Raw genomic sequence first — 16,499 nt, forward strand, 5'->3', positions numbered from 1 at the left:
TCAGAATGAACTTTGAAACGGTAATTGGACTTGAAGTCCACGTAGAGCTCAAAACACAATCAAAAATTTTCTCAAGCTCACCGACGCCTTTTGGTGCGGCTGCCAATACGCAAACAAGTGTCATCGATCTTGGTTATCCAGGCGTACTACCTGTGCTGAACAAAGAAGCGGTGAACTTTGCGATGAAAGCAGCAATGGCACTGAACTGTGAGATTGCAACTGATACAAAATTTGACCGTAAAAACTATTTCTATCCTGATAACCCAAAGGCGTATCAAATTTCTCAATTTGATAAACCGATCGGTGAAAACGGCTGGATTGAAATTGAAGTAGACGGCAAAACAAAACGAATTGGTATTACACGTCTTCATTTGGAAGAGGATGCAGGAAAACTGACGCACACAGGCGACGGTTATTCACTCGTCGATTTCAACCGTCAAGGTACACCACTTGTTGAAATCGTATCTGAGCCTGACATTCGTACGCCAGAAGAAGCGTATGCTTACTTAGAAAAATTAAAATCCATTATTCAATATACAGGCGTTTCTGACTGTAAGATGGAAGAAGGCTCACTACGTTGTGATGCCAACATTTCTCTTCGTCCGATCGGACGTGAAGAGTTTGGAACGAAAACAGAGCTCAAGAACTTAAACTCATTTGCATTCGTCCAAAAAGGTCTTGAGTTCGAAGAAAAACGTCAAGAGCAAGTATTGCTTTCTGGCGGTCTCATCGAGCAGGAAACACGCCGCTATGACGAAGCGTCTAAAAAGACGATCCTGATGCGTGTTAAAGAAGGCTCTGATGATTATCGCTACTTCCCAGAACCAGATTTGGTGGAGCTTTACATTGATGACGAGTGGAAAGAACGTGTAAGAGCATCGATTCCAGAGCTTCCAGACGAGCGCCGCAAACGCTACATTGATGAACTTGGACTTCCTGCATATGACGCAATGGTACTGACGCTGACTAAAGAAATGTCTGATTTCTTTGAAGCGACTATTTCAGAAGGTGCTGAAGCGAAACAAGCATCAAACTGGCTCATGGGTGAAGTATCTGCCTACTTAAACTCGGCTCAAAAAGAGCTGGAAGATACGAAGCTAACGCCGCAAGGACTGGCTGGCATGATCAAGCTTATCGAAAAAGGAACGATTTCTTCTAAGATTGCCAAAAAGGTATTCAAAGAGCTCATTGAAAATGGGGGAGATGCAGAAACAATCGTCAAAGAAAAAGGACTTGTCCAAATTTCTGACGAAGGTGCACTGCTCAAACTTGTCACAGAAGCACTTGATAACAACCCGCAATCCATTGAAGACTTCAAAAATGGAAAAGACCGCGCGATTGGTTTCTTAGTCGGACAAATCATGAAAGCATCGAAGGGACAAGCAAACCCACCGATGGTCAACAAGATTCTTCTCGAAGAAATCAAAAAACGATAAATCGCAAAAACCGCCTCATGGAAGAGGCGGTTTTTTTGTTGATGGATATGACAGGGTCTTATCACAGATTCAGACCACCGCCGTATATCAATTCATTGGTTCTTTTTTTATAATGAAGCATAAGCTTTAGCACATATTCGAAGGGGATAAAGGTGAACTAAAGTGAACATCGCCACGTATTGTCATTGGAGGAATAGCTTCAATTGTTCCACAGCTCTTTGGACAGCGGAGTCCTCACACGTTTCTAAATTTGTCAGCATCCCTTGAATGACCGGCTTGCGAGGCTCATTTTTGGCCAATTCTTCTTCAATAACTTCAATGGATACAAGGGTATCATCCGAAAGCAGATGCTCAGATTTTAACAATCGAAGCTCTTCTTGAAGAGTAGCGGCATTTGGCGCTTCATCATCCCAAATGTTTTGCTTCAGAATCGGCTTCGCATGAGAACGAAGAAGCCCATGCACCAAATCATCAAATCGGTCGAGAATAAAGGATGAGAGCTCATCACATGATAATTGCATCTGATCTTGCAAAAGCAGTACCTGCACATAAGATTGGATGATTCCTTGAATCATGACTGACAGGTCAGTTATATATGGTTCGATCTCCTGTCCATACGTGGTCAAAATAGAAATTTGGATTTCATCATTCATCTGCTTTTTAACCGTTTTGGAATACTTTTTAATTTGCTGGTTTTCCGGAATAATGTTCTCGCTGAGGATCAAAATGATAAAATCCTTGTTCTCAGCAAAGTGCTGGAACTGTTGAGCGATTTGTTTCTGAAAGATATCTCTAGGCGCAAGATGTTGATTTTCTTTTCGAATCTTTTCAATACTTTGCATAGACGTGTCGATATAATATTCAAACGCTCTGTTGAAAAGCTGTTCTTTTGATTTGAAATGCAAATAAAATGCACCTTTAGATATTCCGCATTCATCTGCAATTTCCTGAATGGTCGTAGAAGAAAAACCTTTTTTCGCAAACAACTGAATGCTTGCTTTAATGATCTTTTCTTTTTTTTCGTTCATGAAATAAGGCCCCTTCAGCTTTAGAATGTTACGTCAAACGCAAGTGAAATGGTTGACGGCATTGTATATCACCGTTTATTATGATATAGAATGACCAGTCAGTCAATACATAAAGGAAAATGGAGGACATAATGAATTCGATCATCAATTTTGTATTAAAGAACAAGTTCGCTGTATGGCTCATGACGATTATCGTAACAGTTGCTGGTCTATATGCCGGATTGAATATGAAACAAGAATCAATCCCGAATATCAACACTCCAGTCATTACGGTTTCTACAACGTATCCTGGCGCAACGCCGGACGAAGTATCAGATAAGGTGACAGATCCAATTGAGAAGTCGATACAAAATCTCAATGGGGTGAATGTGGTCACTTCTAATTCTTTTGAAAATGCCTCATCGATTCAAATCGAGTACGATTACAATAAAGACATGGATGAAGCAAAGAAGGAAATTGAAGATGCCATTAGCAATATCAATTTTCCAGAAAATGCAGAAAAACCAAAAATCGCACGTTTTAGCATCAATGCGATTCCAATTTTAGCTCTTAGTGTCTCCGGTGATAAAGAGTCATTACAAGACCTGACACAAAAAGTGGAAAATGACCTTATTCCTTCTCTTCAAGGTTTAGATGGTGTCTCTTCTGTCGAAGCTTCTGGACAACAAATCAAAGAAGTAGAATTTTCTTTTAAACAAAAGAAATTGAAGGAATATGGTTTAGATGAAGAAACTGTCCAAAACATGATCAAAGGCTCTGATGTCAATGTACCTTTAGGGTTATACACATTTGGCAACAAGCAAAAATCAGTCGTAGTGGATGGCAATATTTTAAGTGTTAAAGATTTGAAAAACATGCCAATTCCTGTCACACCAAGTGCAAGCGCAGGAGCTGGTGCATCTGCTAGCGGCTCAGGAAATGCAGGTGCTCAAGGTACCGATCAGCAGGCTGGAAGTGCAAGTCAGCAGCAAGCAGCAGCAGCTCAGCAACAAACTGGTGCAGCAAGCGGTCAATCTGTAGAACTGCCGACGATCAAACTTTCTGAGATAGCAGATATTAAAGTCGTGAAAGATGCAGAATCGATTTCTAGAACGAACGGAAAAGACAGTATCGGTTTGCAAATTGTCAAAGGCTCTGATGCCAACACAGTGAGTGTAGCAGAAGCAGTCACAAAAGAACTTGATACATTCAAAAAAGACAATAAAGGAATCAAAGTCAGCACGACATATGATCAAGCAGAGCCGATTAAAGAATCTGTCAGCACAATGCTGAACAAGGCGATCATCGGAGCAATCTTTGCGATCATTATCATCATGTTGTTCCTTCGAGATATCAAATCAACATTAATTTCGGTCATCTCCATTCCGTTATCCCTGTTGATTGCTGTTTTATTATTAAATCAGCTCGATATCACATTAAATATCATGACACTCGGTGCCATGACAGTCGCCATTGGACGTGTTGTCGATGACTCGATTGTTGTCATAGAAAACATCTATCGACGAATGGCGTTAAAAGATGAACCGTTAAAAGGCAAAGCACTCGTTAGAGAAGCCACAAAAGAAATGTTTATTCCGATTATGTCTTCGACGATTGTCACAATTGCGGTATTCTTGCCATTAGCGCTAGTGGGTGGAATGATTGGTGAACTATTCATCCCGTTTGCATTAACCATTGTGTTTGCTCTAATGGCTTCACTACTTGTCGCCATTACAATCGTTCCAATGATGGCTCACAGCCTATTTAAAAAGAACCTGTATGGCAAAGCGAAAAAGGTGAAAGAACACAAACCAAGCAAACTTGCTGGTGGTTATAGACGTGTACTCAATTGGACATTGAACCATAAATGGATCACGTCAGGAATTGCGATTTTGATGCTGATCGGCAGCTTATTCCTCGCACCACTTGTCGGTGTCAGCTTCTTACCGCAGGAAGCAGAAAAAACGGCAATGGTGACATACACGCCAGAGCCTGGACAAACAAGAGAACAAGCCATTGCTGAAACGAAAAAGGCAGAAGATTACTTAATGAAACGTGATCATGTCAATACGGTTCAATATTCATTAGGCTCTTCAAATGCAATGACAGCAAGTGTTGGCGGAAATTCTAACGGTGCATTATTCTTCGTACAATACGACGAGGACACACCGAACTTTGATAAAGAAAAAGATCGTATGGTTAAAGCCCTTCAAGACAAAACGTCTAAAGGGGAATGGAAATCACAAGACTTCTCATCTGCTGGCGCAAGCAATACAGTGACGTACTATGTGTACGGTGACAAAGCAAGTGATATTGAAGGCACAGTCAAAGATGTCGAGAACATTTTAAAAGATGAAAAGAACTTGAAAAACGTCAGCACAAGCTTATCTGAGAAATATGACGAATATACGTTTAATGCAGATCAAGAAAAACTGGCGAAACTAGGCTTAACCGCTTCACAAATCGCACAGGCGATCGCTCCTCAAAGTAATGAAACAACGTTGACGAAAGTAACAGAGGACGGCAAAGAACTAGATGTGAAGCTTCAAACGGAAAAAGATGAATACAAGAGTAAAAAAGATCTAGAGAATAAAAAGATCACAACATCAACAGGACAACAAGTCCGAATTGGCGATGTGGTGAAAGTGAAAGATGGCACAACAGCAAACACTGTGACAAAGCGTGATGGGAAGATTTACGCTGAAGTATCTGGTGACATGACAACAGACGACGTATCAAGTGTGACACAAGATGTCCAGAAGAAAGTTGACAAGCTTGATTTAAAATCTGGCGTTACGATTGATACAGGCGGTGTAAGTGCGGATATTGAGGAATCCTTTACACAGCTAGGACTCGCAATGCTTGCAGCGATTGCGATTGTATACCTCGTTCTCGTCATTACATTTGGCGGAGGTCTTGCACCATTTGCGATTCTGTTCTCACTTCCATTTACGGTTATTGGGGCACTCGTTGGATTGTTTGTAGCGAAAGAAACCATCAGCTTAAATGCCATGATTGGATTGCTGATGCTAATCGGAATCGTTGTAACAAATGCCATTGTCTTGATTGACCGAGTGATTCATAAAGAAAAAGAAGGTCTTTCAACAAGAGAAGCCTTACTTGAAGCAGGTACAACAAGATTACGCCCAATCTTAATGACGGCACTTGCGACAATTGGTGCATTGCTGCCACTCGCATTAGGTTTTGAAGGCGGAAGTCAGATCGTATCAAAAGGACTTGGCGTCACCGTTATTGGCGGTTTAACAAGTTCTACACTTCTCACATTGGTCATCGTGCCAATCGTGTATGAAATCTTAAGCAAGTTTAGACGTAAGAAAAAGTACGCTGAAGAAGAGTAAGAGGAAGCCCCGCTAATGAGCGGGGCTTTCAGCGTGTAGACAAACCCTCGCATTCTTTGTCAGTCCTGCGTGCCGGTGCTCACGAATGTCAAATTCGCTCCGCGCCGGTACTCGTCCTTCCTAGGGCTGCAAAGGTTTTCTATCACGCTGAAAAGAAGACACAGGACTAAAATCAAGTTCATTTTAGCCCTGTGTCAACAATTTGAGCCCCGCTGATAAGCGGGGCTTTTTTATGATGAAATCTGACAAACCGCTTTTCTCATAAGCTCTTCAAAGGCCTCGAAAAAGGCATCCCGATCAACGTGGTCAATGACATGAATCGTCTTTCCATCTGGATGTTTTTCGGTACGTCCTTGTCTTGGTGTTTCGGTATAAACAATTGCATTCATTTCTTTTGAACGGGTAAATGAGGTGGAAGCAAGAGTAATCGTTGTCAGCACATCCCATAAGTAGTAAGTCGAGTTCGTTTCGTGATGAATGAGAGGCGGACAAAAGGCATAACATTGTCCAATAAAGTCAATCCCGATGTGAGAGCGAAGGGAAGCCCAGCGTTGACGGACATCGAGTGTGAGCGGGACTTGATTCGTGCTTTCCAGTGCGACCATTTCAATTGGAAAACGCTCTTGAAATACGGTGCTCACAGCATAAGGGTCCCAAAAAGCATTCCATTCTGCTGTTCCATCATGCTCGGGTTCTTCGACATTGCCTTTTTCAAGGAATGTGCCGCCCATCCACACCAGTTTCTCAATTTTATTTGAGATGGAAGGATCTTCTTCTAAGGCGCGTGCAAGGTCTGTGAGCGGTCCTGTAAAGAGCAGCGTAACAGGTTCGGTTGACTTTTTCACCGTTTCAATCAGGTGAAGATGTGCAGGAAGTTTAGATACTTTTGTATCAACAGCACCTTTTTCGTTTAAAATCGGCAGGGCATCTACATAAAAGGCATGCATACGCCATTCCTTTGGAAATGGATTCACACCTCTAGAATTGGAAGCGGCGACTTCAATCTCATATGGGCTAAATCGATCAATAATTTTCTGAGAGGCGCTCAGCGCAGGCTCTAAATAACAATCAGCAGGAATCACAGACGTCCCGATCACTTTCAGGTGTTCCATTTGAAGAAGCAGAAATAAGGACACGAGATCATCAACACCGCCGTCATGATTGAAATAGACAGGCTTTTTCATGGCATACCATCCTTTTCATCGTTTTCTTTTATCTTATCAGAATGTTGATCTGCTCAGGGAAACGTGCCATGAGATTTCAAATATTAGGGGGTTGTTCTGTTGCCATTTTCAAATCTCATAGTATAATTAAAGGTTGTTAGTGGTGAAAATAGATTGCATAATGATAATAGGATGATGATGAATGAAACGTGCTCGAATTATATACAATCCGACATCTGGACGTGAACTCTTTAAGAAGAATTTACCGCAGGTTTTGCAAAAATTTGAACAGGCTGGCTATGAAACATCTTGTCATGCGACGACATGTGCAGGAGATGCAACACAAGCAGCCGAAAAAGCCGCACAGAGAGACTTTGATTTAATTGTAGCAGCTGGTGGAGACGGCACGATTAATGAAGTCGTCAACGGATTAGCGCCGCTTGAAAAAAGACCAAAATTAGGAATCATTCCAGTTGGAACGACCAATGACTTCGCAAGAGCACTTGGCATTCCAAGAGAAGATATTTTAAAAGCGACAGATGCCATCATTGATGGTGTAGCAAAGCCGCTTGATATTGGTAAAGTGAATGGACAGTATTTCATTAATATTGCGGGAGGCGGCCGATTAACAGAGCTGACCTATGAAGTGCCTAGTAAGCTGAAAACCATGCTAGGACAACTTGCGTATTATTTGAAAGGCATGGAGATGCTTCCTTCCATTCGCCCGACAGAAGTCGAAATTGAATATGACGGCAAATTGTTTCATGGAGAAATCATGCTGTTTCTTGTTTCACTAACAAACTCAGTAGGCGGCTTTGAAAAGCTGGCACCAGATTCCATTCTAGATGATGGGATGTTTGACCTGATCATTCTAAAGAAGGTCAATCTAGCAGAAGCCATTCGAGTGGTCAGCCTTGCACTCAGAGGCGAGCATATTCATGATAACAATGTCATCTACGCAAAAGCGAATCGCGTGAAGGTAGATGTAAAAGATAAAATGCAATTGAATTTAGATGGTGAATACGGCGGCATGCTGCCAGGTGAATTTGAAAATCTGTATCGCCATATTGAATTTATTGTGCCAAAAGCAACAGCTGAAAAAATAGGGTGAAGACTAAACTTGGTTCCTTATGGCGACCAAGTTTTTCTTTGCAAATGAGGTGATAAAATTGGTGAAAATGAAACCGCCTGTTGAAAAGAATGAATACTACAATGTAACCTTCGAAGATTTAACGCACGAAGGTGCAGGTGTAGCGAAAATTGAGGGTTTCCCTGTGTTTGTACCGAATGCCCTTCCTGACGAGCAAGGGAAAATCAAAGTCACACGTGTCAAAAAAGGATTTGCTTTTGGACGACTCATGGAGCTGACAAAGGAAAGTCAGCACAGGCAAGATGCGCCATGTCCCATTTACAAGCAGTGCGGTGGCTGTCAAATCCAGCACATGAGCTATGAAGGTCAGCTGCAATTTAAACAGAAACAAGTAAAGGACGTATTGGAGCGGATCGGCAAGCTTGATATGAGCCGTGTAAAAGTTCATCCTGTACTCGGCATGGAAGACCCTTGGAATTACAGAAACAAAGCACAAGTACCAGTTGGCGAACGGGAAGGCGGACTTGTTGCTGGATTTTATCAGCAGCGTACCCATGAAATTATTGATATGGAAAAATGTTTGATCCAGCAATCAGAAAACGATGAAGTCGTTCAAGCTGTCAAAGAAATATGCCAAGCGTTCGGTATCAAAGCATATAACGAAGAACGTCATAAAGGCTGGTTGCGTCATGTCATGGTTCGCTACGGTATTGCAACAGGTGAAATGATGGTTGTGTTTGTTACTAGAACGGCTGATTTTCCGCAAAAGCAGCAGGTGATTGAGCAGATTATAGCACGCTTCCCACACGTTCGGTCAATTGTACAAAACGTGAATTCAAAGAAAACAAATGTCATTTTCGGAGACGAAACAACCGTTTTATGGGGCGAAGAATACATTTATGATACGATTGGCGACATCAAATTTGCCATTTCAGCCCGCTCATTTTATCAAGTGAACCCAGCTCAAACAAAGGTGCTTTATGACAAAGCCCTTGAATATGCCGAGCTGCAAGGAGAAGAAACCGTCATCGATGCCTACTGCGGAATCGGTACGATTTCCTTATTTCTCGCACAAAAAGCAGGCAGAGTATATGGGGTTGAAATTGTCCCAGAAGCAATTGAAGATGCAAAACGCAACGCTGCCTTAAACGGAATCAATAATGTTGAATTCGCAGTCGGCGAAGCAGAAACCGTCATCCCAAACTGGTACAAAGAAGGCATCATAGCAGATACGCTAGTTGTTGATCCGCCAAGAAAAGGCTGTGATGAAGCACTGCTTGATACGATTTTAAAGATGAAACCGAACCGTGTTGTGTATGTGTCCTGTAATCCAGGGACGCTAGCTCGTGATTTGCGTATTCTTGAAGATGGTGGGTATGTGACGGAGGAAGTGCAGCCGGTGGATATGTTTCCGCATACGAGTCATGTGGAGTGCGTGGCGTCTTTATATAAATAAGGGTTTAAGAGTGTACAAGTTACGATTTATAACAAAATTAAAGAAAAAACAGCAGACCGCGGGAAATGCAAGAAATTTTGACAGAAAACCTTTTTATTGATCGAAAAGAGATGATGCGCTGATCAAATAAGAATATTTCCTTGATTTGTTGGCCGAGGGGCATGCGAAAGGAATTACGATAAATAGCCGTTGGATTTAAAAAGGTATCTTCAAATAAAACAAAGTTTACGAAATATGTTCAGTTAAAACAAAAGAAAGCTCTTCTTTATTAGAGGGGCTTTCTTTTGTTATCCGTCTGTTATTTATCATTGTCCAATTCCCATATTTTTTGACCATCCGGTAAATATACTGCTGTTGGTGGATCGTTATAAAGGGAAATTTCAGTAAAAGCATTACCTTCTTTCAGCCATTCATAAACAATACCACAATTATTGGTAGGATTAGCTAATATTTTATTCGCTTTAAATCCAGCAGCATGGTATTCCGTGTAATTTACATCGTCATCTTCTAATCCATTGTCTGTTTCATAAACAGTATCTAGTTTACCGATAATTCTAAAACCATTTTCCCATTCTAGTATCATATCACTTTTTTCAAAATCTATTAATGTTCTAATTAATGAATCGTATCCCATGTATATCCCCTTCTGATAATGATTTTTATGGTCTCGCTGGTACTATGTGAGCTCCATCTTTTCCGTAATGTATCAATCCGTTAGTAGTTTCTAGATACGTTTTGGATTTGTGATCATAGTATTTTCCTATTACTTGACCAAAATTTATTCTTTCTCTATTTTTAGTGAACATATCACCTTTTCCTGCAAATTTATCTAGTAATTCTTGTGCCTTTTTATTGTCTCCATAGAATATACTCTTGGTTTTACCATTCGCAACTTCTTGCTTATAGTTAGGTGCATCAGGAATATGTTTCTCTTGAGCGCCTGGTTTTACTTTTGCCGGGAACCCATTTACTTCACGATACGGACCTTTTGGTACGGAGTGTTTGCCGAAGGAAGGTGTTTTGACAATCTTCTTGGCTACTTTCTCTCCTTTCATGATTTTAAATACGTATTTTCCAACTTTAGCGATTTTAGCTACGGGTATCATGTACAAGCTTGATACTAGACGGTCCATGTCAGCGACTTTGTCACCTGATACAGGGTCTCTCCCTGTTATGATTCGAATTGCATCATTTATTCCTGTAAATTCAACCGCTGTATTTAAGATTTTTGGGGTTTGTTTTAAGTCGGAAATCTTTGTGATGCTCTCAATATTCACTTTGTTTTGGTCCGTTATTCGTAACCGATAGAGCATTCCATCTCGAATAACGTCAACTATTTTGGCATTTGCGAAGTCAATCTTTTCATCTGTATTATATACTTTTCCATTTACGAACACGGCGCCTTGATTAATTTTATTAGAGGGTTTCCTATTTACAACCGTATCCACATTCGATCGCTCTTTATCATTCAGCTTATTCAGCATGATCGCCATTGGATTTCCATCGGGATTGTCTATTTTTTTATTCAATTCGTTTAGGTTACTGCTGATCTTTTTGTCTTCCTTATCTTTGAGAATGGACCCTTTTTGATAGGTGGTGATCCCGATTTTTGCACCAGTGAACATTGTGCCTAGAGTGTCTATGTATTCTTTCATTGTTTGTATGGAGTTCTTGGTTTCATTCAAAGCACTGGCTTGTTCTCTGTCAAAGGCATGGAGCGTACCGATGGTTTTTGAGATGTTCATCCAGGCTTTTTGGTAACTGACTTGAAAAGCAGACTCGTCCACAATTGGTAAATGAATAATATGGCTGACTTTGCCGATGGCACTGCTCACATCTGACATGATATCAGATACAGCTGTTTCGGCATTTTTTAAACCTTGATCAAGCTCATGCTCGAGAAATGCTTGTGAGATAAAGCCATTTTCATTTGATTCAAATGCATGAAGTGCATTCTGTACCTTTTGGAGTACGGAGGTGTATTCTCCAATCGTGACTTGAAAGAATTGCAAGAAAGGGATATGGCACTCTGAGTAAAACGCTCGAATCGCTTCTCCAGCTTCCCCCTTTAGTGCGCCATCCAATGAAATGATTCGATTGATTTGGCTTTCAAGGGATTTGATATGTAGTGATTGTTGTTTTAACTGTGTCAGTGTTTGATCAATTGCATGGTGCAAAGTTTTAACATCTAACGTTTTCATGGTATTCTCCTTTAATGCTTGGTCGCAATCAATAGAGATTTTACCATTATACGGAGAATGATTGGGGAATAAATACTTAATTTCATGAAGTTGAACCGATTTGCTTAGGTGATAAAGACTAGTTGTTCAAATAACAAGTGGAACAGTTTGAAAAGGTGTACGTTCTCACAAGCTTGCCATGTGCTTTATTGACAGCACGTTGTATAACACGATTCCCGAAAGTTTCCTTTTTGAACAACGTTTACGCCTTCTGAAATTTTTGATATTTTATATAGTGCTGATCGTATTTTGTTAACGTTTGTTTTACGCTTCTTTTGCATTGTCGCTTATAAAAAAAACATAATATTACCCAAAAGAATACTTTTAACTGCAAAATGATTTGCAATTATTGGTCATAGTTGATTATGATCAAGGCCTGTTATAATAAGGTTTTTAACACCAAGAATGAACGTTTGCGTTGGCTTCTTACTAAAGTATATAATGATATTTTATAGAAGGACATGCCCTTTAGGTGCTATGTCATGAGAGGAATTGGATGAAAGATGAGTAAAAATTTCTGGCGTGATTTACCACGGCCATTCTTTATATTAGCACCAATGGAAGAAGTGACAGATGTTGTGTTTCGTCATGTTGTGAGTGAGGCGGCGAGACCGGATGTGTTTTTCACAGAGTTTACGAACAGTGAGAGCTACTGCCACCCTGATGGCATTCAAAGTGTGAAAGGCCGTTTAACATTTACAGAGGATGAGCAGCCGATTGTTGCTCATATTTGGGGAGATAAGCCTGAGAACTTCAGACAAATGAGTATTGGAATGGCGGAGTTAGGATTTCAGGGGCTTGATATTAATATGGGCTGTCCTGTCCCAAATGTCACGCAAAACGGGAAGGGTAGTGGATTAATTCTTCGCCCAGACGTTGCGGCAGAGCTGATTCAAGCGGCAAAAGCAGGGGGATTACCTGTTAGTGTGAAAACAAGACTAGGGTTTACAGAGGTCGATGAATGGCGTAGTTGGCTCAGACACATTTTGGAGCAAGACATTGTGAATTTATCGATTCATCTTCGTACAAGAAAGGAAATGAGCCAAGTAGATGCGCATTGGGAGCTCATTCCTGAAATTAAAAAACTACGTGATGAAATAGCACCTGATACGCTTTTGACGATCAATGGTGATATTCCTGATCGTCAAACGGGCTTAAAGCTCGCTGAGCAGTATGGAGTGGACGGAGTGATGATTGGACGTGGGATTTTTCATAACCCATTTGCTTTTGAAAAAGAGCCGAAGGAGCATACGAGTGATGAATTGCTTGGTCTTTTAAGATTGCATCTTGATCTTCATGATCAATATTCCTCATTAGGCTTGCGTCCATTTAAGGCGTTGCATCGTTTCTTTAAGATTTATGTGAAAGGGTTCAGAGGAGCGAGTTTCTTAAGAAATCAATTAATGAATACATCGTCAACAGATGAAGTGCGTGAGATGTTGGATGAATTTGAGGCGAGAAATCAGGAACAATCATAATCAAAAAGAGGAGGGGTAACCCTTCTCTTTTTTTATGAATAGGACTATTAAACTAGTTCTCTCGAATGGTAAAATGAGATAGAAATAACAATTGGAGGTATTTTATTTGAAACCATTTTGGGATACAGACAGAGAAAGTGAAGAGACATTTAAGAAAATCAATGAAAAAGGCATTGCAAAAGCAGAAAAGAAACTAGGCGTCATCTTGCCTGATACATATAAGAAGCTTATCCTCGAACAAAATGGCGGTTATACCTTGCATAATGCTTTTCCAACAGACCAGCCGAATGGATGGGCAGAGGATCATGTGTCATTTGATCATTTAAGAGGAATTGCCAAAGGCGAAGGTATTATGGATAGTGATTATTTAATAGAAGAATGGGAATTGCCTGAGGGGCTTGTGCTTATTTGTGGGGATGGTCATACGTGGATCGCTTTGGATTATAGAGAAACAAAGGAGCATCCGCCGATTCATTACTTTGATCTAGAATATGAGACGGATTTCAAATTAGCGGATTCGTTTGATGAACTGATTGCAGGGCATTATACCGCAGAAGATAGCGAAGAAGATGGGATGTCAGATGAAGAGTGGCAGGCTGAATATGAAAAGCAGAATCCGCCATTATCAAAAGAAGAAGTGAAAGACATATTCTTAACTAAAGACCCTGAACAGCTTTCAAAAATCGCGAATTTTCAAGTGGAACAAATAGATGATGTTAAGTGGATTTTTTCTGAAGTAGAAACATATATGGATACCCTTCAGGACGAAGAAATGTTAACGACTGTTGGCTGGGCAATCAATACGATCTTTATAATGAATGACGAAATGATTAAGCAGCATGCTGATGTTGTCGAGCATGCACGTCGTTTTGCGAAGCATTTGAGTCAATCAGAAATAGATGAAATGCCCCACATTGCCTTTAATATATCAATCGCATTGGAATTTGATTTAGAGGAATAAGTATCTATTATTTTTAAAATAGACCCCCTCACCAAAAGGGGGTCACCATGTCCTTACTCTGCACTCTCCTCAACATCACGGCTATCTTCTGTTTCACCAATATAAATAGGACCGTTTGCATGGTCGATTCGGATTGGCCATTCGTATGGGACTTGCAGGCGTCGTGCGATGGCTCTCCAAAACTTTGCAGAATCAAATTCTAGTTCTTGAAAGTCTTTAAGCAATTCTTTATAAGAAGATCCATCAAATTGAATGTACGAGTCTTGCAGACGCATAAAGGCGTAATGTCTCACTTCTAATGCTGCCGCAGCTTCCATTTCTTCTTCTGTTGCTTCGCCAATGATTGTTCCTGCGGGTGGAAGCATGTCGTATACGTTAAATTCCTCTTCTTCTTCGTGTGCTGCATTGTGCTGTTGATCTGACATTTTTTTCACTCCTTCTAGTCTTCATCAAGCTTTTATTCGTGCTTACTTCTATTATCGGAAGGAAATGCGAAATGTGGAATGAAAAAAGAAGCAGATCCACAATACTTGCTTTTTCTTCTCGAATCTTTTATGATCAATTACAGATATAAAAGGTCTACAATAGATAGAAAGGAATGTTTCTATGAAATATTCTAAAGCGACCAACTATGCGCTGCATACGATGGTATTTTTAACCCTTGCACCAAAGGGGAAAGCAATAGGCGTTGAGCCTCTCGCCAAGATGCAGGATCTTTCACCTACCTATTTATCCAAAATTTTAACAAAGCTTGTGAAGGCGGGATTGATTGAATCAACACCTGGCGCAAAAGGCGGTTACACCATTCTGAAAAAGAAAGAGGACATTTCGTTTTTAGACGTCATTCAGGCGGTAGAAGGACAAACCCATTTATTTCGTTGTTCCTTAGCACATGATTCTTTCATGCCTCACGATGGCTGTTTGATTGAACAAGTCATGCAGGATGTTGAAATGAAAATGCAGGAGACGTTAAGTCAAAAGCGGTTAGTTGATATTGCAAGCCAAATAGAGCAGACAGAAAAAAATCCATTTTTCAAGATGTGATTTTTTTTGAGTAAATTATAGATATTAAGAGTCTTTAAAGTCTTGGATAAAAAGGAGAGATTTATATGTTATTAGATTGTGCCATTATTGGAGGCGGGCCAGCCGGATTAAATGCAGCTCTTGTTGTGGGGCGGGGCAGAAAACAGGTCATGGTATTCGATGATGAGATGCCAAGAAATCGAGTGACTCAGGAATCACATGGATTTATTACAAACGATGGAATGACACCGTTTGAGATCAGACAAGCAGGAGAAGCGGATCTCCAAAACTACCCCAATATCCAAATCAAACGAAGCAGAATTGTGGAGATACAAAATCATGAGGACAACTTCGCGTTACTGACACAAGAAGGAGAAAGATTCGAAGCGAAAAAAATCATTTTGGCAACTGGACTTCAGGATATATTGCCAAAGATCAACGGGATTCATGATGTGTATGGAAAGACGTTGTTTAGCTGTCCTTTCTGCGATGGCTGGGAGCTGAAGGACAAGCCACTTGCCCTGATTGCAGAGAACCAGCGTGCTTTGCATATGGCGAAACTTCTTTCCAATTGGACAAAGGATTTGATTGTGTTTACAAATGGACAGCAAGTGTTAGCTGAAGAGGAGAAAGCACTGTTATCAGCACATTCTATTCAAGTTATTGATGTACCAATTGTAGCGATCCATCATGACAATGGTCAGTTACGCTCTCTTCAGCTTGCAAATGGAGAGATAGTGATAAGAGAAGGCGGATTTGTCGCAAGTGATTTCAAGCAGTCAACCCCTTTTGCTGAAAAACTAGGCTGTCAAATGACGAAAAATGGGGGCATTGAAACAGATATTCTTGGGCGTACAACCGTCAGCGGTATTTTTGCATGTGGTGATAATTTAGGCGGGCCTGCTCAGCTTGTTCTTGCAGCAGCAGCCGGAAGTCAGGCAGGAATGGGCGTGATTCATGAACTTGTGCAGGAAGAGTTTCAAACAAAAAACATCTCTGTAAAAAGAGATGTTCAGCGATGAGCGATTTTCCGTTTTGCTAAGACGTGAGCAGCCCATTCAAAAAGTGCGTAGATGACAAAGAAGATTAGGATCCAGCTGCTGACATCGACCCATACATTGGTGATATGAATGATGTTCGCCTGATCAAGTCCAGTCTGTATCCACATCGTGATCAATGCGGTGAGGAACACTTGTAAAAACCATTTTTTCAATTGGTCACATTTCCATCTCTTTCTATCATATGAGAAATGACAGTTTATTTCCAATTGAATTTCCATCAGTTTC

Annotated in this window: 14 protein-coding genes; 8 read left to right on the plus strand and 6 right to left on the minus strand. The window is 40.6% G+C overall.

Annotation, left to right across the window (positions count from 1 at the left end; genetic code table 11):
* The first annotated feature begins 5 nt into the window (after nucleotides 1-5).
* Complete coding sequence (gene gatB / locus NSQ11_RS03490) at nucleotides 6-1,436, plus strand: Asp-tRNA(Asn)/Glu-tRNA(Gln) amidotransferase subunit GatB (RefSeq protein WP_007496855.1); 1,431 nt, start codon at nucleotides 6-8, stop codon at nucleotides 1,434-1,436.
* 182 nt (nucleotides 1,437-1,618) lie between these two features.
* Here the strand turns inward: gatB and NSQ11_RS03495 are convergent, their stop codons facing one another.
* Nucleotides 1,619-2,464, minus strand: a complete 846-nt coding sequence (locus NSQ11_RS03495) for a TetR/AcrR family transcriptional regulator (protein ID WP_342501264.1) — start codon at nucleotides 2,462-2,464, stop codon at nucleotides 1,619-1,621.
* Between the two features lie 131 nt (nucleotides 2,465-2,595).
* Here NSQ11_RS03495 and NSQ11_RS03500 point away from each other — a divergent pair, with 131 nt between their 5' ends.
* Nucleotides 2,596-5,802: an efflux RND transporter permease subunit gene (locus NSQ11_RS03500; RefSeq protein WP_342501265.1), complete on the plus strand. Its 3,207-nt coding sequence runs from the start codon at nucleotides 2,596-2,598 to the stop codon at nucleotides 5,800-5,802.
* A gap of 230 nt (nucleotides 5,803-6,032) precedes the next feature.
* On the opposite strand, the gene NSQ11_RS03505 is transcribed toward NSQ11_RS03500, so the two are convergent.
* Complete coding sequence (locus NSQ11_RS03505) at nucleotides 6,033-6,986, minus strand: nucleoside hydrolase (RefSeq protein ID WP_283931247.1); 954 nt, start codon at nucleotides 6,984-6,986, stop codon at nucleotides 6,033-6,035.
* A gap of 181 nt (nucleotides 6,987-7,167) precedes the next feature.
* On the opposite strand from NSQ11_RS03505, the gene NSQ11_RS03510 reads away from it, so the two are divergent.
* Nucleotides 7,168-8,076, plus strand: a complete 909-nt coding sequence (locus NSQ11_RS03510; protein WP_007496845.1) for a diacylglycerol kinase — start codon at nucleotides 7,168-7,170, stop codon at nucleotides 8,074-8,076.
* 61 nt (nucleotides 8,077-8,137) lie between these two features.
* Nucleotides 8,138-9,511 carry a 23S rRNA (uracil(1939)-C(5))-methyltransferase RlmD gene (rlmD, locus tag NSQ11_RS03515; RefSeq protein ID WP_048002048.1) on the plus strand — a complete coding sequence of 458 codons (1,374 nt, stop codon included), beginning with the start codon at nucleotides 8,138-8,140 and terminating at the stop codon, nucleotides 9,509-9,511.
* 298 nt (nucleotides 9,512-9,809) lie between these two features.
* Here rlmD and NSQ11_RS03520 read toward each other — a convergent pair whose 3' ends face one another.
* Together NSQ11_RS03520 and NSQ11_RS03525 are read right to left on the minus strand one after the other, a co-directional pair.
* A complete protein-coding gene (locus NSQ11_RS03520) occupies nucleotides 9,810-10,145 on the minus strand; it encodes a hypothetical protein (RefSeq protein WP_057078357.1) in 336 nt (111 codons plus the stop codon).
* Between the two features lie 25 nt (nucleotides 10,146-10,170).
* Entirely contained in the window at nucleotides 10,171-11,712 is a 1,542-nt protein-coding gene (locus NSQ11_RS03525) for a T7SS effector LXG polymorphic toxin (protein WP_342501266.1), read from the minus strand.
* Nucleotides 11,713-12,254: 542 nt separating this feature from the next.
* Here NSQ11_RS03525 and NSQ11_RS03530 point away from each other — a divergent pair.
* Together NSQ11_RS03530 and NSQ11_RS03535 are read left to right on the plus strand one after the other, a co-directional pair.
* On the plus strand, nucleotides 12,255-13,229 hold the full coding sequence (locus tag NSQ11_RS03530; RefSeq protein ID WP_035703581.1) for a tRNA-dihydrouridine synthase: 975 nt from the start codon (nucleotides 12,255-12,257) through the stop codon (nucleotides 13,227-13,229).
* Between the two features lie 106 nt (nucleotides 13,230-13,335).
* On the plus strand, nucleotides 13,336-14,190 hold the full coding sequence (locus tag NSQ11_RS03535) for an SMI1/KNR4 family protein (RefSeq protein ID WP_241511790.1): 855 nt from the start codon (nucleotides 13,336-13,338) through the stop codon (nucleotides 14,188-14,190).
* A gap of 53 nt (nucleotides 14,191-14,243) precedes the next feature.
* On the opposite strand, the gene NSQ11_RS03540 is transcribed toward NSQ11_RS03535, so the two are convergent.
* Complete coding sequence (locus NSQ11_RS03540) at nucleotides 14,244-14,615, minus strand: hypothetical protein (RefSeq protein WP_007496834.1); 372 nt, start codon at nucleotides 14,613-14,615, stop codon at nucleotides 14,244-14,246.
* Nucleotides 14,616-14,796: 181 nt separating this feature from the next.
* On the opposite strand from NSQ11_RS03540, the gene NSQ11_RS03545 reads away from it, so the two are divergent.
* Together NSQ11_RS03545 and NSQ11_RS03550 are read left to right on the plus strand one after the other, a co-directional pair.
* Nucleotides 14,797-15,234 carry an Rrf2 family transcriptional regulator gene (locus NSQ11_RS03545; protein ID WP_035703585.1) on the plus strand — a complete coding sequence of 146 codons (438 nt, stop codon included), beginning with the start codon at nucleotides 14,797-14,799 and terminating at the stop codon, nucleotides 15,232-15,234.
* Nucleotides 15,235-15,299: 65 nt separating this feature from the next.
* Nucleotides 15,300-16,235, plus strand: coding sequence for an NAD(P)/FAD-dependent oxidoreductase (locus NSQ11_RS03550; RefSeq protein ID WP_335357834.1), 936 nt, complete (start codon nucleotides 15,300-15,302; stop codon nucleotides 16,233-16,235).
* On the opposite strand, the gene NSQ11_RS03555 is transcribed toward NSQ11_RS03550, so the two are convergent.
* Entirely contained in the window at nucleotides 16,226-16,426 is a 201-nt protein-coding gene (locus NSQ11_RS03555; protein ID WP_041093156.1) for a hypothetical protein, read from the minus strand. The genes NSQ11_RS03550 and NSQ11_RS03555 overlap by 10 nt on opposite strands.
* Nucleotides 16,427-16,499: the final 73 nt, after the last annotated feature.

Origin of the sequence: Bacillus sp. FSL W7-1582 (assembly GCF_038593325.1) — a bacterium.
Classification (GTDB): Bacteria; Bacillota; Bacilli; order Bacillales; family Bacillaceae; genus Bacillus; species Bacillus altitudinis.

Bases quoted from the DNA above. Each gene is read 5' to 3' on its own strand.
- NSQ11_RS03525 (WP_342501266.1), bottom strand. From the start codon at position 11,712: ATGAAAACGTTAGATGTTAAAACTTTGCACCATGCAATTGATCAAACA.
- NSQ11_RS03545 (WP_035703585.1), top strand. From the start codon at position 14,797: ATGAAATATTCTAAAGCGACCAACTATGCGCTGCATACGATGGTATTT.
- NSQ11_RS03505 (WP_283931247.1), bottom strand. From the start codon at position 6,986: ATGAAAAAGCCTGTCTATTTCAATCATGACGGCGGTGTTGATGATCTC.
- NSQ11_RS03550 (WP_335357834.1), top strand. From the start codon at position 15,300: ATGTTATTAGATTGTGCCATTATTGGAGGCGGGCCAGCCGGATTAAAT.
- NSQ11_RS03530 (WP_035703581.1), top strand. From the start codon at position 12,255: ATGAGTAAAAATTTCTGGCGTGATTTACCACGGCCATTCTTTATATTA.
- gatB (WP_007496855.1), top strand. From the start codon at position 6: ATGAACTTTGAAACGGTAATTGGACTTGAAGTCCACGTAGAGCTCAAA.
- NSQ11_RS03495 (WP_342501264.1), bottom strand. From the start codon at position 2,464: ATGAACGAAAAAAAAGAAAAGATCATTAAAGCAAGCATTCAGTTGTTT.
- NSQ11_RS03510 (WP_007496845.1), top strand. From the start codon at position 7,168: ATGAAACGTGCTCGAATTATATACAATCCGACATCTGGACGTGAACTC.
- NSQ11_RS03500 (WP_342501265.1), top strand. From the start codon at position 2,596: ATGAATTCGATCATCAATTTTGTATTAAAGAACAAGTTCGCTGTATGG.
- NSQ11_RS03520 (WP_057078357.1), bottom strand. From the start codon at position 10,145: ATGGGATACGATTCATTAATTAGAACATTAATAGATTTTGAAAAAAGT.
- NSQ11_RS03540 (WP_007496834.1), bottom strand. From the start codon at position 14,615: ATGTCAGATCAACAGCACAATGCAGCACACGAAGAAGAAGAGGAATTT.